Genomic DNA, 22,350 nt, shown 5'->3' on the forward strand with positions numbered 1-22,350 from the left:
TATTATTGATATCCGCAGGCAGTCGGAACATATTTGTATTCAAATGCACTTATGTCTTTGTCCTGAAAAAAAATTATTCTGATAGATACGCCTTCTTCCGTATTACAGATTTCCAGGACGGCCTCCAGCTGATCACTTAAGCCACGAATCAGTGTCATTCCGAGTGTTTCGGCATTGTAGGGATCGAATTTCTTCGGGAGGCCTCTCCCATTATCCATGATCTCCAGCAAGCAACGACTATCCCAGGCTGTCAAACGTATGTTGATCAGGCCTTGTTCTGTTTCGGCGAAGGCATATTTTATGGAATTGGTTATAGCTTCATTCAGGATAAGGCCTACAGGTATTGCCTGTTGTAATGTTAGCATGACATTGCTGATCTGCAACCTGAAGGTGATTCCTTGTCCGGCTGTATTGAAAGCGTCACTCAGATGGCTCACCAGTTCCCCAATATAGTCGCCCATATTAATAAACTGCATATTATTTGACAGGTACAGTTTCTGATGCATCAGCGCAATGGAATGTATCCTTTGCTGACTATCCTGGAAGGCGTTGATGGCTTCCTGATCACGTAGTCTTTTTGACTGGGAGTAGAGCAGGCTGATGACTATCTGCAAACTATTTTTTACCCTGTGATGTATCTCTTTCAACAGCCATTCCTTTTCTTCCAGCAGCGTATTCTTTTCTGCGAGCAACTTCTCCTTTTCGTTAACGAGATCCTGCAGGGAACTATTTTTTTTACTGATAATCGCCTGTTGTTTCTGCAACAGATGGTTCTTCAGGGCCTTCTGCCTGTATCCATAGTAAAGCAGTAGAAGAACTACCAGCAGAAAGAGAACGCCGATAATGAACAGCCGTTTGCTAAAATTGGCCTGGGCCAGTTCGCTTTGCTGCAGTTTTTGCTTATTGGTGAGCATCTGTATGCTATGCTCTTTCTGGGCCGTCCCATATTGTATTTGCAATTCTTCCAGTTGTTTGCTCTTTCTTTCAGAAAAGATGGAATCGTTCAGCTGTTTGTAATCCTGATAATGACGGATTGCAGCCACATACCTCCCGGCGGCAGAATCTATATGGAACTGCATCAGTTTTACTTCTTTGAGTTTGGCAATATCGGCAGCGTCACTTTTTAATGAAAGGAACATCCTGATATAATGACTAGCTTTACCATACTGGTTCCAGTTCATATACAGCCGTGCTATCTGAAAGTATTCATTATGGCTGTTGGATGTCCTGCCATTATGAAGTGCCTGTTTCAGCGCCATCATATAATAAGTTTCAGCAACAGGATACATTCCAAGAGCGGTATAACAATCTCCCAGCGCTCCATTTGTGAACTGTTTGGCATAGTCAGTACCCTTATACATGAGAGCGTCCTGTTTTTTAATGAAATAGATAGCGTCCCTCGAACGCCCCGCTTTGATCATTCCCTGTACGATCTGCCTCAGGAGATAATAGGCATAGAATCGTTGATGTATATCCGGGTTACCGATTGTCTGGAATCTTCTTAAGGCAGTATTCAGATATAACAGGCTTTTGTCCTGTTGTTCCAGTTCGAGGTACCACTTACCGAGGTTGGCATACACCTGGCTTTCGATGAAAAGATCTCCAACAGGTTTCAGATTTTTCAACGCGGTAAGACCATAATTTACGGCAATGTTATAGTTGCCTTCATTGGCTTCAATGGTAGCAAGATAGTGGTATGTTTTATAAAGCGTGCGATCACCATATGTCATCTGGATCTTCAGCAACCAGATAAGGTCATGTTTGGCCGCCGCCGCCTGTCCATTGCTCAGCATACAAGACGCCATACGCTGATAGATATCTACCTGTCTGGTAAGATCGTTAAGTAACCTGTATAGCGCAAGGCTTTTCTGATAGCGGAACAGCTTAGCGTCAGCATCTCCATCAATAACCGGCGATCTGTCAGCGAAATGGAACCAGGCATACGCCTGCAGATCTTCCCTGTCGGCCACACTATCTATCCGGATAGCTTCCCTGAAGGATTTTTCAGCCATTGGTATATTGTCACAGCGAAAGTAGTATTTGCCAAGGTCTATGAGGGACTGCTGCTGATCATAAATATTACGGTGCAGTACGCTAATCCGGTATGCATCGGTTAGCAATGGCAATGCGCTGTCGATCTTCCTTTTATTTGTGTAGTTCCACTCGGTATCGTAGTATTCTGCGGCCCTGACCAACAAATGTCTGACGTCGCTATTATCCTCTGCGGCCTCCTGGATAGCAGGCATTTGCGTACCGGTTTTGGCATACACAAAAAAAAACCGGCTACAACTCATTATAATAAATAAAGTTGCGCAGATGGTCATCAGTGGCGACCGCATAAAAGACTTGTTTACATTCATCGTTTCACGCATTAAACCTGTTCCCGCTGCTTCTGAACCAATGAAGCGTATTGGCAATTGCTTCTGTGGAAGCAGTTGGCTCGAAATCGGGGACTAATTTTCTCGAACGGGAATCGTCTATTAAAAATGACTGTTCAAAGAAATGTTTTCTCTCATTTTTTTCTCTCCATGTATGACTGAAAAACGACAACAGCCGTATTTTTCGTTTACTGTGTACTTTAATGTTCTGCTTTAATCCCGCCTGTTCCTGTATCTGTTTAATAAAACTCCTAACTGAAGAATAAGTATTTCCTGCATAGTTAAATACACTGAAAAAATCTTTATCATGCTGTTTCAGTACGCGAAAAGTCACTTCTGCGGCGTCTTCAGAATAGGCGAATTGCCGCGGACTATCGATGTTGACCGGATAAGATGACCTTTTTCCCCTTGCCACTGCTGAAAAGACCGCCGAGATATCTGTCTTAACTACACCCGGGCCATATAATTCCGGAAAGCGCATAATCATCACCTTGCATTTCTTCTCTACCACAGCTTCCAGCAATATATCCTCCAGCTTCACCTCCAGTATTCCCCTTCTACAAGCGGGGCGTGGTGCGGCCCGCTCTGTGACAGGCATCCCGCCCGCAAACTGAAGCACCGTTCCCGGATATATAAGCGTAGGCCGTCCTGACGTGACAGCGGTAATAATACTTCTGAATAAATTAATGGCCTGCTCCTTCCATTCGGACAACGTATAGTCATTTCCCAGAAAAACATACTGTCTATCGTTAAGGGTTTTCTCCATCAGGGGCGGGTCATCAGTCCGTCCTTCAATGACATTAATAAATTTACTTGTCTTGAATACAGCAGGTACCTTATTTAAATCTTCAGCAAATATTGTGAAAGGAATCTGCTTGTCCATCAACAATGATGAAAAAGCATATCCAGTACCTTCTGTTGCACCAAATACAAGGTATTCAGATGTTATCATCATCGGAATCGTTCGCTGGTTTTTTTACCCACTGCGCAGGCACAAACATTTTCATGCCAAAAATATAATGACCTGGTAATTACATATCTACAAATCATATTTACAGCATATGCGCACGATATTTCGTGGTATAAACCGAAAGCATAACGAAATATCGTTGTTGCCCGCCGGGCCTAAATATCACGCACCTAAACTATCAATATAATAACATATTTTGCCAAAAAATTTTGTGGATTTGCATATATATTTATACCAGTCAGGTCGTCCGCTCCATTACATTGTTTGCAAAACAAAATCAATTAATTCAAAGCCAATGTAATTAACAATTGCGCTCCATCGCCAAACAGGGAAAACTTGTGGTTCCAGACCTTTTCCGCTTCTTCTGATTGCCGCCTGGCGTTGACTGGAACAGCAGTTCATCAACAGGCACTTCACTGATCCAGTCAGTGGCCGAACAACTGGAAGCCGATTTTACCTATGAGTGCCAAAACGGGTTCAGCTGACCTTTGTATTCAAACAGGAACAGGGTCAGAGAGATGGGCCCATGAATTGATAAATGAAGATAAGTATGCCTGAAAAGATCTTAATCGTTGAAGACGAATTGCTCGTTGCCAAGGACCTGCGTATGATGCTGGAGGAAGCGCACTATCATGTCTGTGGTATTGCACGTTCCGTAGCACAGGCTACCGAGCTGCTGGAAAGGGAGACACCTGATATTGTATTACTGGATATATTTCTCAAAGGAGCAGCAACAGGTATTGACCTGGCAGTCACCCTGAACGAAAAAAACATCCCGTTCATTTATTTATCGGCCAACTCAAACCGTGGTACTATTGAAGCCGTCAAACGCACCAAACCTTATGGCTTTATGGTAAAACCGTTCAGGGAGAAAGAGGTGTTGATAGCCCTGGAAATTGCCCGTTACAGGCACCAGAACAGTATTGAAGCGGATCTGCAGAAGGAGCTGCTGCTACGTGACCGGCTGAAGAAAATACAGTCGGGCCAGGCTGCAGCAGCAGAGAGACTACTTGCACTCACTGAAGCCATCCAGCCATTCATATCTTTTGACCTGATTGAGTTCATTCTGCTGCAGGACGGCAAGCATGCGGCATCATGGACCAGTTTTCTGAGGATCACGTACAACGAATATCAGCAGATAGGAAGGAAAGAGCTGCTTACCATAAGCGCTGTAAAAGAAGCTGACCTGCATGTTATGGAACAGGAATCTGCGAGTGAGAGTGCGATCGTGTATTACAACGGGATGGACTTTGGCATGCATATGACCGTACATCCCAGAAAAAAATTGTTTGCCGGCACTTTCGGATTTCATTCACATGCGATGCTACCCCTTAATACGGAGGATGCCACATGCCTGATCTACTTCTATAGTAAATCTCCAGAAGGATATGACAATAAAACGATGCATTTCCTAAGCCGTATGCAACAACTGCTGGCCCCATTGGCAACGGTGGCACTCCTGTCAATGTTTTCGAAAACACATGTATCAGCACCCCAACCAGCGCCGGACCGACCGCGACAGACGGAGCTACGGGATATATTCAGGGATATTATCGGAAGAAGTAAGCCTATCCTGGCAGTAATGGATTTTGTAAAACAGGTCAGTGCGGTAGATACGACTGTACTGATCCTTGGAGAGACGGGTACCGGTAAAGAGAAGATAGCGGAACACATACACAGATTATCTCCCCGAAGGGAAAAACCGCTTATCAGCATCAACTGTGCGGCTATCCCGGAAGGATTAATAGAATCTGAACTGTTCGGACATGAGAAAGGAGCATTTACCAGTGCGACAGACAAGCGGACAGGAAAATTTGAGCAGGCAGACGGAGGCACAATCTTCCTTGACGAAATCGGCGATGTGCCACATGATGTGCAGGTGAAACTCTTGCGGGTATTGCAGCAACGGGAAATAGAACGCATAGGGGGCAGGGAAACGATTAAGGTAGATGTAAGAGTAATCACGGCAACAAATAAAATACTGGAAAACGAGGTCGCAGAGGGTCGTTTCCGTATGGACCTCTATTACAGGCTCAATGTGTTTCCAATATTGGTGCCACCACTCAGGAAAAGGAAGGAGGACATACCACTTTTGACAGACTATTTTCTGAAGATATACTCGGAAAGGCACAATATCTCTGCCTGTGGCATAACACAGGATGCGATGGAAGCGCTGATGCGGTATGACTGGCCCGGGAATATAAGGGAACTGGAAAACACTATTGAAAGATCGCTTGTGCTGAATGATGGGGAGATCATCAAAAATGTGTTCTTACAACCGGGTTTCATGACAGATAAGCCTTTGCGGAAGCAGCACGACGTCAAAACCATAGATGAGGTCGAGAAGGAACATATACAGATTGTGCTGACCCGTTGTAAGAACAAAGTTTATGGTCCCGGTGGCGCTGCAGAAATGTTAAATATTCCCCCTACTACACTCATGTCAAAAATGAAAAAGCTAGGGATCAGCAAAAAACTGTAGCGACTATTTCGAACGTACTTTCTTCTTTATAAGAGGCCTGTTCAGACATGATTTTTTATATCCCAAAGATAGTTTGAACAAGTTCTTCATTGATATTGACAACATCTAACCTATGCCGCTTAGTAACTTTGGGACTGTCAAATAAAAGCATTCCGTAATGCCATGATAAAAACTGCCGTCCTATTGTTGTAGCCTGCAGTATATTCCTATTAAACGGGTAAAACTAGAAGATCAACATGGGATTACATACCCTTGTAGGGGCCGACGGCATGATTTCGTCTGAGCTTCTGATGTTATTAAAACAGCGTAAAGAAAATGTGCGCCTTGTAAGTTCCACACCCTTACAGTTCGCGGAAATTGAGCACCGGACGGCAGATATTCAACATTATGAACAGCTATTGAAAGCAGTTGCCGGATCTACAGTCATTTATCTGTCCGCTATTTTTCCTTTTGATAGTGAATTTGGCGCCATTGACTGGATTACGGCGATGCGCAATGTAATCAATGCCTCCAAAGAGAGCTGTGCAAAACTTGTTTATCTTGATCAGGCCCATCTATATGGAAAAGTGAGCGGGGTAATAGCAGAAGACACTCCATATAGGCCCTGTAGCGACGCAGGGGTTACAGCAGCGCGAATGGCCACATTATTGCAGCGGGAAATGGAAGAGGGCACTATCAAAGCGACTATCGCAAGGATGACGGATTTTTTTGGGCCGGGGTTGTTGGCATTCTGTAAGACGAACCGCATGATATTCCATAATCTGTGGCAGCGAAAAAGGGCCAGGTGGCTGATAGATGCAGATAACCTGAGAACGTTCAACTACTGTCCGGATATCGCGAATGCGTTGTATATACTTGCCAGCAACAAAGTTGCCAATGGCCACATCTGGCATATGCCGGCAGCCAAGCCGGCAATTCCGGTCCGTCAGTTCATTCAGCTGGCGTCAATCTATATGGAGGCACCGGACAAGCCGCTTGTTATACCTTCATGGTTGCTGAAAGCCATGCAGCCGTTTGATCCATCAATCCAGGCAGTGCATGAGATCAGTTGCCAGGAAGGTAATTCATTTATTTTCAGCAGTGAGAAATTTGAAAAAACTTTCCATTTTTCACCAACCCCCTATCATGTGAGTATCAAGGAAACAGCAGAATGGTATATGAAACAAGAAAAAGGGCCCTTCCTATGAAGGTCCCCTTAACGATGAGCGAATAAAAATTTATATAGGTGAACCCGCCAGTGTTACTTTATTGCCGATGACTGTATCAGAAGGTTTCAGTGATCCTACGCCCTGAATAGCTATCAGCAAAGCACCACCCAGCATTGACATATTTTTCAGGAACATGAACATCTCAACCTGTTGCATCATCGGATCAGTAACTGTCCAGAAGGGATGCATTGCGAATGTGACAGGAAGGAGGAATGCAATGATCAGTAAAGCGCCTAATCTGGCTTTATATCCGGATATAATACTGGCTGCGCCTATGATCGCCATTACACCAGAAAGCGGAACTGCCAGCTGAGCCAGGGGGACTCCCCGTGATGCGGCATAGCCTATTGTGGCGGAAGAGAAGTGTAACAAGCCGGAAACAATGAAGATGAGTGAAAAAAGTATCCTGCCGATAAATGTTGCAAATTTCATATTAATGTATTTAAGGTTGTGTTGTGAAAATTTTGTCGATTAGTATTTTACAAGGTTAAGGGTTGCTACGGCGCCACCTGGCTGTTGCAATTTACTACCATGTGCAAGTGTACCGAGGTCAATTACGGCGAATCCAAGAGACACTATCACTGCGGCCACTTCGGTTTTTGAAGTGGTCTCGTTACCGGAAATAAACATTACACGTTTACCCTTTCCTTCCTGTGGATCCAGTCCGAGAATTTTGAAATAAAGCGTATTAAAAGATTTAACGATGTTGGCCCCTGGCACATATTCCGCCACAACCTCAGTGGAAGCCTTATCCCCGATATCTGCCAGTTTGAAGTCGGGCGAAAACGATACAAAGTGGTTTGTAGCATCGATGACGGTCTTACCTTTCCAATCGGTAAGTGCGGTCAATGTAGCAATTTGTGACCAGGGAAGTGCAAGCAGTACGATATCGGCTGCTGCTGCATCTGCAGCACTACCGGCAGCTATTCCGGAACCTATGCTATCTATTACATCTTTTAAAGAATCCGGCCCCTGGCTGTTACTTAAAACTACCTGGTATCCTGCCTTTACCAGATGACGGGCTACTGTTTGTCCGATATTACCTGCTCCTATAATGCCAAATGTTTTTTTCATGATTGTTTGTTTTACTTTTTGATTTGATAGTGTAAAGTTCGTTAGACCGGGAAAGCACAACTATGAGATATCTTAAGAAATCGGCTTGATCCAGATCAATCATATATGATGGACCGGTGATAGACCGGTGTTGATGTTATATTAAAAAGCGGTGAAGCCGCCATCCATAATCAGCTCAGCTCCTGTCATAAAGGAAGAGTCGTCACTGGCAAGGAAAAGAATACCTTTTGCCAGTTCTTCCGGGGACGCGCCCCTGCCGAGCGGGGTGCTACCGATTGCCATTTTCCGGAATGCGTCGGCGCCTTCCATATTATGTGTCATCGGCGTCTCAACATAGCCGGGGTGTAATGAATTAACTCGTATTCCTTTAGCGGCCAGATCGATCGCGGCGCCTTTGGACAACATCCTGCTTCCTCCTTTGGATGCCGTATAGGCATTTCCTCCAGCGTTACCTGTAATACCTGCTATAGAGGAAACGTTTATGATCGCGCTTCCTGAAGACATATACGGGATGACAGATTTCATTCCAATGAATTGTCCGGTAAGATTAATGGAAAGTACCCTGTTAAACTCTGACACAGAACGTTCCTCAAAAGGAGCCAGGAGATTGCCGGTGATACCAGCATTATTAACAAGTATGTCCACTCTTCCGAAGAGGTTTACTGCTGTCTTCACTACTATTCTCCACTGGGTCTCGTCAGCGATGTCATGCACCATCAGGGAGACGTTGCCATCGGCAGCTTTTATGTCTGCGGCGACTTCTCTGAGTTTGCTTTCCTGTATATCAGTGATCAAAACGGATGCTCCTTCCGCAGCGAAGATCCGTGCAGCAGCCGCACCTATACCGCCGCCTGCTCCTGTTATAACGGCTACTTTTCCTTTCAGTTTACCTGCCGCTTTATAGTCATTCATGACATTGTTGTTCTCGTTCATATAATATATTTATCAGTCTTTAATAATTGTAATCATCGTTGTATTACTAACAACACTTCAAAGGTACTTTGCGCTTCAGGCGCCGCCATTGCGCTGCAATAAGAAAATGACTTGATCTATATCATGAGGCCAGCATGGGTACAGAGAAGTAATCATCTTCCAGCTGTTTCTTAAAATCGCGGAAGTTAAGTCCGGAGACATTCTTAAAGAACTTGCTGAAGTGAGCGATATCTTCGAAACCGAGATAAAACGCTATTTCCTTCATAGACGAGCGGTCTCTTATTGCCGCTTTTGCTGCAAGCAGTATGCGCTGTTGAATATGGTAACGTGCAGAGAACCCCGTACTGGATTTTATCAGGTGGTTCAGATAATTAGGCGTTATAAACAGCGTTTTTGCATAGTGGGAAACAGTCCTGTGGTCTTTGAAGCTGCTTTCCAATACAGTAAAGAACTGGTTAACCAGGAAACAGGACGTTTTCCTGGGTGTCATCTGTACTACTTTCTCCAGTTCGTTTCTGAAATAGGCCATAAATATCTTCAGGTACTTATTAATGATGTCCGGTCTGAGGAAAGAATACTTAGTAATCTCTCTCAGCATAAGAGAGAGAACATCACGCATATCTTCAGCGGTAGTGTCACTGATCGTTAATTCCGGCGTTTGCAAAAACAATTGGGTGAGACAGGATTGTCTGGTGCTATCGTCTTCGCCATCACCGTTAACAAAGAAGTCTTCGGTAAAGGATATGATGAAACCTTTGGTACCAGGCATAATGACAAGCTGGTGGCGCTGACCGGGCAAAACACAGTATGCTTTACTTTGAGCGAGCTGGTACTCACATTCATTTACTTTATGATATCCCTGACCATCGAGTATCCAGACTATCTCAAAATCTGGCTGTGTATGTTCCACCGTTTTATACAACTGACCAACCGTAGTCAGGCTTTCAATAGTATGCACGGAAAACGGTGATTTCCTGAATGACCCGATAGATGGCGATGCTGGATTAATATTATTCATAAAACCTAAATATCTGTTGTGATGAGCTGACGTTTATGAGCTATATGCTTTTGTGCCATGTAACGGCAAATGTGCTGCCGGTTTAATAAAACATTGTAAAACAATCGATTAAAAATTCCACAGGAATTAGCACAACGAGATATCGTTATTTCTCCCCGTAATGCGGTAACGAGGAAAAGTTGCAGGAACGACTGAATTATTGATCTGGATCAAGCCGTTTTCATGATAAAGATTATTCGGGCAGCAGATAAAGCGGTGCAAATTGCATACATAAAAACACGACAATGATAAAAGCTGTTAAACACATAAATGGAGGGATCAATTCCGCAGTTGGCGAATACCTGGTAAACCGTCTCATCCCTGAGAATGACATTCAGGCCGTCGGTCCTGTTGTATTCCTAGACCACCTGTATCCTACCGAAGTCAAATCAGACGCTCATACTATTCCCGACGGTTCATTTGCGCATCCGCACAGGGGAATAACCACATTCAGCTATGTATTTGCGGGAGGGCTTTCCCACTATGACAGTCAGGGCAACTTCAACCAGATCGGCGCCGGGGGCATACAGTGGATGAAAGCCGGCCGGGGCATTATTCATGATGAACTACCTTACGCAACTACGCCGGACAGAAAGTTCCATTCATTGCAATTCTGGATCAATCTTCCATCTGGTGTTAAGCAGGAGGCGCCTGAGTATATGGCGGTGCAGCCTGCGGACGTACCGGAAGTTGAACTTCCGGACAACAGTGGCAGGCTCAGGATATTACTGGGAAATTTCGGATGTACGACGTCTGTGATCAGGACGTTTACGCCACAGTTCATCTATCATCTGAAACTAAATCCCAAATCAACCTATCGTCTGCCCGTAAAGCCGGGTATGGAGTATGCGGCATTTGTACCTTCAGGAGAAGTATTAATAAATGAAGACGTGATCGGAAAAAGTAAAATTGCTATTTTTGAGGAAGGCGGCGATGAAATTGAATTCAGAAATCCTGACATAGCTGTTGCTGATGTAATTATATTTGGCGGAGCACCATATGAAGAACCAATTGTCAGCCGCGGTCCGTTTGTGATGAATACTCATGGCGAAATTGCTACTGCATACCGTGATTTTTTCGACGGCAAATATGGCAATATTATTTATAAAAAAAAGTAGATTATCATGTACGAAATGCTCAGGAATTATATCAACGAAATTACATCCTCAGAAATATCGAACGACGAGTTTGAACTTATTAAACAAGCGTTCGGCCTGAAGCTAATGAAGAAGAAGCAATTCCTGCTGCATGAGGGTACCATCTGCAAATACATGTCCTTTATACTGAAAGGGGCATTACGTCAATACAGGATAGATGATAAGGGTGTGGAGCATATTGTACGTTTTGGCATTGAAGGATGGTGGATGAGCGACCGACAGAGTTTTATGATGCTTACACCATCCAAATATAATATAGAGGCTATAGAGGATTGTGAACTGCTGGTCACAACAAATGAGCAACTTGCTCAGCTGACGGAGCGATCTCCGTCCTTTCTGAAAATGGCGCATGTACTTGATCAGCGGAACTATATTGCAACTGAGGAAAGAATGCAGGTGACCCTCAGCCATACTGCCGAAGAACGATTTATTTATTTACTGAATTCATATCCTGCATTCCTGCAGCGATTCCCGCAAACGATGCTGGCATCATTCCTGGGCATTACGCCAGAGACCTTCAGCAGGGTCAGGAAACAGGTAATGTCCGGGAAGTCCTGACTTATTATATATAACAGAAAATCCTGGCAAGGGACATCCATCTGATGATGTTGATGCTCCTGCCAGGATTTTCCCGGGGTGATAATCCAGGACTATACGCCTGTTACTTCTTTGGACGGTTCTGTAGCCAGCAGCTGTAACTCCCATGCGAAAGAGGTTCCCACATTACCCCAGTGTTCCAGTAAATTCTGGGCAATGGCAGGTACTGTTGTTGTACGAGCCCAATCGCGCTGCAGTTCCGAACCGAATACGCCCCAGGTAATCGGCGTACAACCCGCCTGCACCATTCTGGTGATAGCCATTTCGTGCGCTTCAAGACTAACGCCTCCGGAAGCATCCGTAACGATATAGACCTCATAGCCTTCACCGGCAGCCTGTATTGCCGGCATAGCCAGACAGATCTCGGTCCACAGCGCGGCCATCACAATTTTCTTCTTACCGGTCTTTTTCACCCATTCTATCACGTTCTGGTCTTCCCATGTATTGATAAATGTTCTGTTAATCGGCTTCTGGTCAGGGAAGATATCCTGCAGCTGTTTGATCAGGTAACCACCTCTTTCTTCTACTACTGTAGTGAAGAGTACAGGTACATCAAAAGCCTTGGCCACTTTGGTCAGTCCAACAACATTATTAATAATGGTTTGTGTATCATGACTACGCAGGCCGGCAAACTGAAAAGGCTGGTGATCTATCAGTATCAGCGCACAGTTATCTGGCGTTAAAAGAGCTCCTAGTCCGGCTTTCGGGTTGTTTGTAGACATTTCTTTAATAGTTTTAAGTTGAATAATTTGTAGCACAAAACTAGTTCCGATACCGGCAGTAGTCAATGTACGAAGTAGCTACCTACTTGTCGAAACCAGCACAATTATTTACAAGGAAACGGAAATGATCAACATACCAATACACTATTGATATATATACTCATCAATAAAGCCTGTTATATACAAATCCGTCGTGTGATTATACAACATTCATGTTGTGAACCATTATAAATTTGATGCGGAGGAATGCGTGAACATTCCTGTTAATGGTAATGATGACTAATAAAACTGTATTATCAGGCGCAGACGACATTCTGTCGGCCCTGAGATTCAATCTGGACATGGATAGTGAGATTGCAGCGGGCATCAGCTCAGGTAAGATCATGACAAATCAAGCGGAAGTTCCTGACCTGGCGGTGTGGAGAAAAGCATTATTACTTCTTGGCGAGCGAATGGCGGCAACACCTACACTGTTTGATGACCGTCTAAAGGTAGAAGACACCATGATACCTGCCGCTGACGGCTCAGATATAAGGCTTCGCATATACCGTCCTGCTGCAACACATGTGCCTTTGCCGGTATTTTACTGGATGCACGGAGGAGGATTGATGTTAGGCTCTCCTGAACAGGAAGAAACACAGATGAAGGAAATTGCTGTGAGCACCGGAGCACTGGTAGTGTCAGTAGATTACAGATTGGCGCCAGAGTATCCATATCCTATTCCGCTTGAAGATTGTTATCAGGGCCTGTTGTGGATCGATGCACATGCAGACCAGCTGGGTGTAGACAAGAAGCGTATCGCAGTAGGCGGCGCCAGCGCGGGTGGTGGGTTAGCGGCGGCAGTGGCGATGATGTCATTGAGGCTGGGCGGACCGGCTATCATTCATCAGTCACTCACCTACCCTATGCTTGACTGCAGGAATCAGACAAAATCGAGCCACGAAATCCTGTCGCTGGGGATATGGGATCGCGCTTACAACCTTTTCGGCTGGCATGCCTATCTCGGAGAGAGAGTATATGAACATTTACCGGACTACGCTATTCCAGCCCTTGCAAAAGACCTGAACGGGCTTCCGCCGGCATTTATTGCAGTTGGCTCACTTGACCTGTTCCGGGACGAGGACATTGCATATGCGTTGCGCTTAATGGAGGCAGGTATCAGCGCAGAGTTACATTTCTACCACGGTGCGGTACATGGCTTTGACTGGCATGTACCTGACTCAGCTATGACGAAAAGTCTCTTCTCAAAAAGGATAAATGCATTGAATATTGCGTATAAAGTAAAGACTGAGTAAAGTACCTTTGTGATGGACGATACTATATTGGTTTTCATGGGCAATTTAATAATTTTGGCTAAGTGTCATTACATTGCTTCCTGATTGAAAACACTGCAAATAGTTACTTTTTAAAATTTTCAGTTATGGTGACGTTAGAAACACTTGAAGAGTTTTACAAACACAAATTTTCGGGCACCCCTGCAAATATCCAGCGGGAGATCGGCGACTTTAATGTGTTCGTCATTGAGGACACGGTATCGCCAAACGGCGAGGTGTCTATCAAGTATGCCAGAAGAGATTTTTACAAGATCAGTCTGATAACAGGAGAAAATCTCTTTCATTATGCAGATAAGACGCTACACGTTAAAGGAACATCGCTTATCTTCTTTAATCCCAAAACGCCTTACCGTTGGGAACCGATATCTGCTACTAACACCGGATTTTTCTGCATATTCAGGGATGCATTTTTTGCGGAAAAGCTGAGAAGTAATTTTGCTGACCTGCCCATGTTTGCAATAGGCGGAAAACCTTCTTATATACTGGACGAACAGCAAACTGCGTTTGCCAGCGGCATCTTCAGAAAGATGGTAGATGAAATCCGGTCTGACTATAAATACAAACAAGACCTGTTAGTAAGTTATATTACGGAGCTGATACATTTTGCACTAAAAATGGATGCGTCAGATACGTTGTATCAGGAAACGAATGCCAACGCGAGGATCACATCAGTATTCACTGAATTACTGGAACGGCAGTTCCCCATAGAAACACAGGACCAGCGGTTTAGTCTGAAGTCTGCGAAAGCCTTTGCAGAGCAGCTGTATGTGCATGTTAACCATCTGAACAGGGCTATCAAGGAGACGACGGGAAAGACAACGTCATTACTGATCGCGGAGCGGCTGGCTACTGAGGCCAGGGCATTGCTTAAACATACAGACTGGAATATCTCTGATATTGGTTACTGCCTGGGTTTTGAAGAACCTCCGCACTTCAACACTTTTTTCAGGCGGCTGACCTCTATGACTCCCTCTCAATACCGTGCAAGCGCACAAATGAAGGTCAACTGACACTTTACTATATACAGCTACTTAAGGGGAGAGGAAGACGCCTTCAGGACTGCTTCCTCTCCCTTTAAGCATTAATTAAATCTCCAGTTGCCGGATACTCTCTTCCTCTATGTCCACCGAGATTACGCTGGGGAAAGGGCGTTCCCTGGAATCTATATACAGGTATTGATAGTGCAGCTGCGAAAGACACGACGTCACGCATTCCTGCCCAGCCGAATATAAGCGAGCCTTTCCATCCCGGCCGGCTATCGGCGGTCCCGATATATCTGCTGACAAAGCTGGTAAATGCAGATGCTCTCAGTGAACAAATAACTCCGGACACCGCCATACTCCTCTACCCTGCAAACGGCAGCTGTGCCGGATATACTATCTGCAAGCGGCGGGCAGCCATCGTTAGCAGTAATACAGCCACTATAATGATCATGTAAATTGCAACGTGGTGTTCCATGACGTAAAACTAATATAGATCATGAAATCTCTACCTGTTTCAATCAAACAACAGTTTATACAAATCAAACAATCTCAGACCTCCATTGCGGACGAGTTCCGGATAAAATAAAGGTTGTTTGATTTATATAAATTTTAGCTTGATGATCATAATAATGCCTCCTGCCGGGCTTATTAATTTTACATCAACAAACCAGGATACAGGTTATCACAGAAAACATTAACCAAAAAAGACTATAACAATGAGAACAGTCTATCATAAACATGATTTTCCAGTTGACGGCGTTCGCCGTTTTCTGGAGCCGGGTCCAATCGTACTTGTCAGCAGCCGTTATAAGGGCGAAAATAATATCATGACTATGGGATGGTATACACTAATGCAGTTTACGCCCTCGTTACTCGGGTGTTTCATCGTTGGCTATAACCATAGCTTCGACATGATCCGAAAGAGTAAAGAATGTGTCATTAATCTTCCGACTACAGAACTACTGCAGGAAGTAATCGGCATTGGCAACTGTCATGGCGATAGTGTCGACAAGTTTGAGAAATTCTCGCTTACACCGGTAAAAGGCGATTATGTGAATGCTCCGCTTATTAAAGAGTGCTACGGCAACTTTGAGTGTAAGGTCAGCGATACAAGGTTATTACCGGATTACAGTTTTTTTATACTGGAGATCCTGAAAGCACATATACCCGATCATCCACAATATCCGGAGACAGTTCATTACACGGGCGACGGCATATTTATGATTGCAGGAGAGCATGTAGGGTTTCCTGAAAAGTTCAGGCCTGAGAACCTATGAGGCGATAAACGAATCATAATATAAGACAGGCCAAATTATGCATAAGTTAATGAAAAGGACCAACAGTATTCGCAGGGAAAATAATGACGCTGCTTTGTTTTACGCAGGATATGAAGTAAACAATAATAATCCTGACAGAATAAAGTTTTCAAACAAGCCGGTATTTCAGATAGCGCTTTCCACATTATGCAGTAAGGAAGAGAGCCGCATTTCCGTTAGTTCATTGCATAACGGATTGCTCACCCTCCGGCACACAAAGGCATATCAGCCTGTGGAGAAATATGAATTTAACAGGTACTACTATTTATGCCTGTTTGAGGAGAGGTTCCTTCCGGAAATATTCAGGGAGAATCTGAAGCAGCTACATCTTTTTACAAAGGGTGAGACAAAGGAGCTCATACTCAGTGGAAGTGCATTTGGTGCTGCCTCTCAGTTGTTTATTAAGGTTATAGCCGAGCAGCATTGCGACTACCCTCATAAATATGATCTTATCAGGATCTATATAACACAGCTTGTCCATCTGGCAATGAAAACTGACGTCGTGGAATAGATTATAGGGCATAACCGACCGTCGTAGAAGCTAATTTGTTTTTTCTATGTAAGCATCAGTTTGATAACTATAAACGGCAAGCACAAGGTCCGGTGTAATTTTGTAACACAATGCAAATATTTCCAGACAATAAAAAGTTTTATGAAACAGTACTCTTTCACAACCGCATTACTGATATTATGTATATCTGCCATTATTCCGGCTACTGCGCAGTCATTAATTCAGCAACCGGGGCATTATGCTATCAACTTTGGTACACACAGGATCATTGCGTTATCTGACGGCATCTTTCCTGCTCCGGCGTTCTCATTGCTGAAAGATGCAGATTCCGCTGACGTAGCGGGTTCGTTGCACCATGCATTTCTACCTGACACGGTAGAAACATCTATTAATTGTTACCTGATAGTCTCCGGTAAAAGACTGATACTGGTTGATGCCGGTTGCGGAACGCAGCTCGGCAACAATTCGGGAAAGTTACTCATGAACATGAAAGCTGCCGGGTATGAACCGGCGCAGGTAACTGACATAATTATTACGCATCTGCATATTGATCATGCCAGTGGTATTAGCGAAGGAGAAAAGCCACTTTTCCCGAATGCGAAGATATATGTGAACAGCAAGGATCTCAACTTCTGGAAATCACATGCAACGCCCGATAAAAATGAACATTGGGGAATTACACTCAACAGGCCTGCATATAAAGCATTACAGCCTTATATCAGTAAGGGAAAGGTCGTGGGATTTGGAGACGGTGAGGAGATACTACCAGATCTTACTGCCTACGATTATTCAGGGCATACCTCAGGTCATACAGTATTCATGCTACGTAGCGGGAATAAGCAGCTTGTCTTCTGGGGCGACCTTATACATATTGCCGCAGTACAGTTGGTACATCCGGAGATGGCGGTCGAATTCGACCTGGATAAACTGCAGGCAATTGCACAACGCAGACGTGCGCTGGAGGAAGCAGCAAAAACAGAATATTTAATAGCTGCTGCTCATATCGGGTTTCCCGGTATAGGACGTATCCGCCGGAATGATCTGGAATACCGCTGGTATCCGGTCAGCTATAGTCCGACAGGAAACGACCGGTAAAAAATTAGATTGATATGTACAAATCTCTCCACCGTAGATATATCTGATATGCGAATACAACAGGTAATTTTGTCTTGCAAAGATGCGCGGTGCAAGATATAACAAGAGGTTTGTATTCACAGAATAGCTATGCGAAGATATTGATCAGTAAATAGTCATTTTAAGTAACAACAGATAGTTAAACGATAAATGTATGAAAACAGCGTTTGTATCATTAAAAGCAAAGGACCAGGCATCAGCCGCAGCGTTAAAATCTTCTCTTCTACAGTTACAACGGTTAAGTGAACAGGAACCAGGTATTATTGCCTATGAAATATTCACGATAGAAGAAACGCCACTCAACTTCAGGGTAAGGGAAAGCTGGAAAGACGAAACTTCTTATCAACAACATTGCTCAACTCCACACCTGCAGCAATTTGCGAAAGACTGTGAAAAGTGGCTGGAAACGCCTTTTACAGCAGTAATTCTTAGTGATGTCACTGAAGAGAATACGGCACAAAACAATGCCGCTATTATACAGGGTCTGTATGATGCGGTGAATAAAAAAGATCTCGGGTATATAAGTGCCCTCGGGGCTGATTTCAGTGAATGGCTGGACGTACCCTTCAATTACACAACAACCGGCAAAAATGCGATCATCGACCCATGGGTGAGCTGGTTCGGCATCTTTCCGGATGCTACGTGTGAAGTGAAGAGCCTGAAAGCATTTGGCAACACAGTGATTGCCCAGGGCATTGGCAGAGGCACACACAAGGGCGACTTCAATTCTCCTGCAGGCTTATTGAAACCTTCGGGTGTAAAGATGGAGGTCAATTTCTGCGACGTATATACCCTGAAGAACGGATGTATCGAAAGAGCAGATTCTTATTTTGACTTCTACGGGCTGTTACAGCAGCTTAAAAACAGCTAGTTTTTTAGCACAACTACTATATATTATCCTTAAAGCCGGCTATGGAATAATCCCTGCCGGCTTTTCTATGTATTGTCATGAGCGGCCTGCCGGCCTCCTGTTCATGCACATGCCAACCTATGCATTATCGCATCACCCTAAAACATTTAACATGTTTGCGATGCTGACACGTGGGGAATCCTTCATGCTAACTTCATCGTTTGCCAGAGGAAGCACTCAAAGACCGGCAGATGAACACAGGTTAACCACATTCCAGGGTAGTGCTACAGGGCTGCTGCTCTCCTATCTGTTCGGGTTAATACCTGATGCACTAAAACTACAGGCAACAAAGGGCAGGCAACTGAACAGATCCGAAGGACAGGATCACACAGACAAACCACTCTTTCAAGATCTTGAAGTATATGTCAGATGCTGTTGTTTGAATTATATAAATATCGGTTTGAGGACGATAACAAGGAGGCTGCAAGGTGTATGTAATTTTACATCAGCAAGGAAAGCGATACATACTTAAATAAAAATAACGATAACATTAATTAAAAAAACAGAAACATGAACACACAATCAAAAGTTGCACTGATCACAGGTGCATCAAGCGGAATCGGAGAAGGCGTAGCAAGATTGCTGGCAGCAAACGGTGTAAAAGTAGGACTTGCAGCAAGAAGAAAAGATAAGCTTGAAGGACTGCTTAAAGACATCAAAGGCAAGGGCGGCGAAGGCATCGTAATAGAGATGGATGTTACAGACCAGGAGTCAGTAGGCAAGGGTATTGAAGCGCTTGTGAAAGCCTATGGCACTATAGATATTCTTGTAAACAATGCGGGCCTGATGCCTTTGTCAGATGTTGAAAGTCTGAAGCTGGATGAATGGCACAAGATGGTGGATGTAAACGTAAAAGGTTTACTGAATGTAACTGCCGCTGTATTGCCCATTCTGATGAAACAGAATGCTGGTCATATCTTCAATCTTTCTTCCATAGCGGGCAGAAAATTGTTTGCCGGACTGAGCGTATACTGCGCCACTAAACATGCGGTAGCTGCATTCTCAGATATTATGCGAATGGAGCTTGCACCAAAATACAAGATCAGGGTTACCTCCCTGCAGCCAGGAGCGGTAGCAACAGAGCTCTATGATCAGATCACTGATCCCAAATACAGACAAAACATGGAAGACCTGAAGGGTCAGATGACCTTCCTGACCCCTGAGGACATTGCACACAGCGTTTTATATGCACTTCAGGCGCCTGACCACGTAAACGTATCAGAAATCTTCATCCTGCCAACAGAACAAGGTTGGTGATAGTGAACATATGATGCTTCACTTGAAGCATCATATGTTTTCCTGTAAAAGGTACTGCAATAAACACCGAAATTTTTTCACTTATAAATTAAACTAAACTTTATGGACTCAAAAGCCTGGCTGGTAACCGGTTGCTCTACCGGCTTAGGCCGCGCCATTGCCATTCAGGCCCTTGAAAATGGTTATTATGTAGCAGTTGGCGCACGAAAAACAACAGATGTTGATGACCTGGTAAAACTTTATCCAAAGACCCTTGCAGTAAAACTTGCGGTATTAATTGCCGCATAAGGCTTATAAGTCTGAATATGTTGCCTGCTGTAGGGAGCCAAGCTCATTACGGCAGGCTTTTTTACCTGAGCGGGCGCGATTCCCCGTGGCAGTACCGGCATCCAAAACGATATATCGTTGCTGCGCAAATGCAACACCTACGTAAGTGTTTGATTTAATGAATCTTACAATCTGGCAAACCTTTGGAATATAGCACCTCGATCTTTTGCATCAATCAGTTAAACGTTCAAACTCTAATATACATAACATGGATACACAGGAATTTGCCGTTTATCACCTCAGCGATGGTGCTGATCCATCTGCCATGAATAAACTTGCGGAGCAGAAAGGCTTTTATAAAATCGTATGGGTAAGGGAAGGAACCTGCATTTACAGGGCCGGCAACGAGCGCTATGACACAGGGGCTTCCCGCATGCACTGCATTGGAGCAGGGAGCAGGCTTTCACTTGATGCCCCCCTTGGCTGCGACGGATATGTTATTCTCCTTGGGCACAGATTTATCAACGAGCACTATGGCAACGATGCGCATATTTCTTCATGTCATCTCCATAGGTATTTTGAGAACAACCCCGTCTTTCAGGTAAAACCGGCTGCAGCAGCCCCCATGAATGACACCTTACTTTTTCTCCTTAACGGCGCTGAAAAAAACTCAAGGGTTTACGACGACATACAAGAGAGGTACCTGAGACTTTTCCTGCTCTATTTTATGCAGCATCTGCTAAATCTAAAACTTCTGCCTTTCCGGCCCAGCCCATCCAGGTTAACGCAACGGTACCTGCAGCTGGTGAATGAACATTATGCGGAGAAAAAAGCAGTATGTCAGTATGCAGGTATATTATATGTTACAGCCAGCTACTTAAACAAGGTCGTAAAAGATGAAACCGGACTGACTGCCAGGGAACATATACAACAGAGGATCATTGCGGAGGCTAAACACGGTTTGTACTCGTCGGGGCTATCTATGAAAGAAGTAGCTTTCAGCCTGGGATATGATGACATCGCGCATTTCAGCAAGTTTTTCAAGAAGGTATGCGGTTATAACTTTTCTGATCTAAAAAGGAACATGACGAACCGGCATGCTGTCATGTAAAATTACCTGTAATCCGGGATTTGCCAACACCTGAAATAATGAGCTATGAGCACTAAAAAACTAAGCCAACCACAAAGTCTTTATCTGGAAACATCTAGTGATTTTTTTCACATTGCTGATCTGAACCTGCCTGCCGAAAGATCCCATATTGATATTCCCGTCGCAGAGAAGCGGGAGCTGCTTTATATATTATTCACAGAAACGGGAGGAGGTCAGATACTCACAAGTAAAGGTCTTATCGAACTGACAGATAATGCTGTTTACTGTATTTCATCCCGACAGCTGATGATGATCTCTCCCGGGCCATGCACCAGGGGATATCTGGCAACTTTTACCGTAGGGTTCCTCATGTTGCCAAGAAACTATGTTAATCCATTATATAGTGAAAGGCTTTTCAATTGTATGTCGCTTTCTCTGGACAACAAAACTTTGTCAGAGCTGAAGCGAATGTTTACGGGCATAAAAACCGAATATAATGGTACGTCTATTTTACGGAACGAAATACTTCGGGAATACCTTAAAATAATCCTTATGTATCTTGTCAGGCTTGACATGGCCTCACGGGCACAGCATCAGCATCTGATGGGAGCAACGGTTATAAATCGTTTTTTTGAATTATTGCATCAATATTACACAACAAAGAAGAGGGTGAGTGATTATGCGGAGCTGATGTCCATTTCGGCTAATCATCTGAATTATATTATCAAGAAATATTCAGGACGTCCTGTCAGCTACCATATTTCCCGTCAACTGATGAATGAGGCGGCACGGCTGGCATTATATACCAATAAGACGATGAAGGAAATTGCATTTGATCTCGGATTTGACGAAAACACTCATTTCAGCAAATTTTTCAAAAAGGTCCACGGCTGTACATTTTCAGTCTTTCGTAGGAACAGGCCGGAGATAATCATATAAAATGAAGTGCGCAATCAGACATTGCGCACTT

The 22,350-nt window shown here is 44.1% G+C and carries 21 protein-coding genes; 14 read left to right on the top strand and 7 right to left on the bottom strand.

Translation table 11 applies throughout. The features are described from left to right. Positions 1 to 2: 2 nt before the first annotated feature. Positions 3 to 2,246, bottom strand: coding sequence for a histidine kinase dimerization/phosphoacceptor domain -containing protein (locus F3I09_RS21220; protein WP_188133902.1), 2,244 nt, complete (start codon positions 2,244 to 2,246; stop codon positions 3 to 5). Between the two features lie 118 nt (positions 2,247 to 2,364). Further along, on the bottom strand, positions 2,365 to 3,333 hold the full coding sequence (locus F3I09_RS21225) for an NAD-dependent epimerase/dehydratase family protein (protein WP_149697060.1): 969 nt from the start codon (positions 3,331 to 3,333) through the stop codon (positions 2,365 to 2,367). 565 nt (positions 3,334 to 3,898) lie between these two features. Between F3I09_RS21225 and F3I09_RS21230 the strand changes: the two genes are divergently transcribed. Both F3I09_RS21230 and F3I09_RS21235 read left to right on the top strand, forming a co-directional pair. Further along, positions 3,899 to 5,830 (top strand): sigma 54-interacting response regulator, encoded by a 1,932-nt coding sequence (locus F3I09_RS21230; protein WP_149697061.1) that lies wholly within the window; start codon positions 3,899 to 3,901, stop codon positions 5,828 to 5,830. A 236-nt stretch (positions 5,831 to 6,066) separates the two neighbouring features. After that, positions 6,067 to 7,017 carry an NAD-dependent epimerase/dehydratase family protein gene (locus F3I09_RS21235; RefSeq protein WP_149697062.1) on the top strand — a complete coding sequence of 317 codons (951 nt, stop codon included), beginning with the start codon at positions 6,067 to 6,069 and terminating at the stop codon, positions 7,015 to 7,017. A gap of 30 nt (positions 7,018 to 7,047) precedes the next feature. Here F3I09_RS21235 and F3I09_RS21240 read toward each other — a convergent pair whose 3' ends face one another. The 4 genes from F3I09_RS21240 to F3I09_RS21255 form a co-directional block, all read right to left on the bottom strand. Beyond that, a complete protein-coding gene (locus tag F3I09_RS21240) occupies positions 7,048 to 7,470 on the bottom strand; it encodes a DoxX family protein (protein WP_149697063.1) in 423 nt (140 codons plus the stop codon). A 39-nt stretch (positions 7,471 to 7,509) separates the two neighbouring features. Then, positions 7,510 to 8,172 carry an NADPH-dependent F420 reductase gene (locus F3I09_RS21245; RefSeq protein WP_223233327.1) on the bottom strand — a complete coding sequence of 221 codons (663 nt, stop codon included), beginning with the start codon at positions 8,170 to 8,172 and terminating at the stop codon, positions 7,510 to 7,512. 81 nt (positions 8,173 to 8,253) lie between these two features. Then, positions 8,254 to 9,045 carry an SDR family NAD(P)-dependent oxidoreductase gene (locus tag F3I09_RS21250; protein WP_149697064.1) on the bottom strand — a complete coding sequence of 264 codons (792 nt, stop codon included), beginning with the start codon at positions 9,043 to 9,045 and terminating at the stop codon, positions 8,254 to 8,256. Positions 9,046 to 9,166: 121 nt separating this feature from the next. After that, a complete protein-coding gene (locus F3I09_RS21255; protein ID WP_149697065.1) occupies positions 9,167 to 10,063 on the bottom strand; it encodes a helix-turn-helix domain-containing protein in 897 nt (298 codons plus the stop codon). A 284-nt stretch (positions 10,064 to 10,347) separates the two neighbouring features. Here F3I09_RS21255 and F3I09_RS21260 point away from each other — a divergent pair, with 284 nt between their 5' ends. Next, positions 10,348 to 11,220, top strand: coding sequence for a pirin family protein (locus F3I09_RS21260; protein WP_149697066.1), 873 nt, complete (start codon positions 10,348 to 10,350; stop codon positions 11,218 to 11,220). Positions 11,221 to 11,226: 6 nt separating this feature from the next. Next, positions 11,227 to 11,817: a Crp/Fnr family transcriptional regulator gene (locus F3I09_RS21265; RefSeq protein WP_149697067.1), complete on the top strand. Its 591-nt coding sequence runs from the start codon at positions 11,227 to 11,229 to the stop codon at positions 11,815 to 11,817. A 92-nt stretch (positions 11,818 to 11,909) separates the two neighbouring features. Here F3I09_RS21265 and F3I09_RS21270 read toward each other — a convergent pair whose 3' ends face one another. Next, positions 11,910 to 12,578 carry a hydrolase gene (locus tag F3I09_RS21270; protein WP_149697068.1) on the bottom strand — a complete coding sequence of 223 codons (669 nt, stop codon included), beginning with the start codon at positions 12,576 to 12,578 and terminating at the stop codon, positions 11,910 to 11,912. Between the two features lie 275 nt (positions 12,579 to 12,853). Between F3I09_RS21270 and F3I09_RS21275 the strand changes: the two genes are divergently transcribed. The 10 genes from F3I09_RS21275 to F3I09_RS21320 all read left to right on the top strand — a co-directional run bounded on the left by F3I09_RS21275 (position 12,854) and on the right by F3I09_RS21320 (position 22,319). Beyond that, positions 12,854 to 13,873 (top strand): alpha/beta hydrolase, encoded by a 1,020-nt coding sequence (locus F3I09_RS21275; RefSeq protein WP_188133903.1) that lies wholly within the window; start codon positions 12,854 to 12,856, stop codon positions 13,871 to 13,873. 125 nt (positions 13,874 to 13,998) lie between these two features. Continuing rightward, a complete protein-coding gene (locus tag F3I09_RS21280; protein WP_149697070.1) occupies positions 13,999 to 14,922 on the top strand; it encodes an AraC family transcriptional regulator in 924 nt (307 codons plus the stop codon). Positions 14,923 to 15,611: 689 nt separating this feature from the next. Next, positions 15,612 to 16,172 (top strand): flavin reductase family protein, encoded by a 561-nt coding sequence (locus tag F3I09_RS21285; RefSeq protein ID WP_149697071.1) that lies wholly within the window; start codon positions 15,612 to 15,614, stop codon positions 16,170 to 16,172. Positions 16,173 to 16,221: 49 nt separating this feature from the next. After that, positions 16,222 to 16,722 (top strand): hypothetical protein, encoded by a 501-nt coding sequence (locus F3I09_RS21290; RefSeq protein ID WP_149697072.1) that lies wholly within the window; start codon positions 16,222 to 16,224, stop codon positions 16,720 to 16,722. 141 nt (positions 16,723 to 16,863) lie between these two features. Further along, positions 16,864 to 17,817 carry an MBL fold metallo-hydrolase gene (locus tag F3I09_RS21295; protein ID WP_149697073.1) on the top strand — a complete coding sequence of 318 codons (954 nt, stop codon included), beginning with the start codon at positions 16,864 to 16,866 and terminating at the stop codon, positions 17,815 to 17,817. Between the two features lie 193 nt (positions 17,818 to 18,010). Next, a complete protein-coding gene (locus F3I09_RS21300) occupies positions 18,011 to 18,727 on the top strand; it encodes an ester cyclase (RefSeq protein WP_149697074.1) in 717 nt (238 codons plus the stop codon). 549 nt (positions 18,728 to 19,276) lie between these two features. Then, on the top strand, positions 19,277 to 20,023 hold the full coding sequence (locus tag F3I09_RS21305) for an SDR family oxidoreductase (RefSeq protein WP_149697075.1): 747 nt from the start codon (positions 19,277 to 19,279) through the stop codon (positions 20,021 to 20,023). A 102-nt stretch (positions 20,024 to 20,125) separates the two neighbouring features. Beyond that, positions 20,126 to 20,311, top strand: a complete 186-nt coding sequence (locus F3I09_RS34145; protein WP_188133904.1) for a hypothetical protein — start codon at positions 20,126 to 20,128, stop codon at positions 20,309 to 20,311. Positions 20,312 to 20,558: 247 nt separating this feature from the next. Further along, positions 20,559 to 21,401 (top strand): helix-turn-helix domain-containing protein, encoded by an 843-nt coding sequence (locus F3I09_RS21315; RefSeq protein ID WP_149697076.1) that lies wholly within the window; start codon positions 20,559 to 20,561, stop codon positions 21,399 to 21,401. Between the two features lie 45 nt (positions 21,402 to 21,446). Next, on the top strand, positions 21,447 to 22,319 hold the full coding sequence (locus tag F3I09_RS21320; RefSeq protein ID WP_149697077.1) for a helix-turn-helix domain-containing protein: 873 nt from the start codon (positions 21,447 to 21,449) through the stop codon (positions 22,317 to 22,319). Positions 22,320 to 22,350: the final 31 nt, after the last annotated feature.

Source organism: Chitinophaga sp. CF418, assembly GCF_900142925.1.
Classification (GTDB): Bacteria; Bacteroidota; Bacteroidia; order Chitinophagales; family Chitinophagaceae; genus Chitinophaga.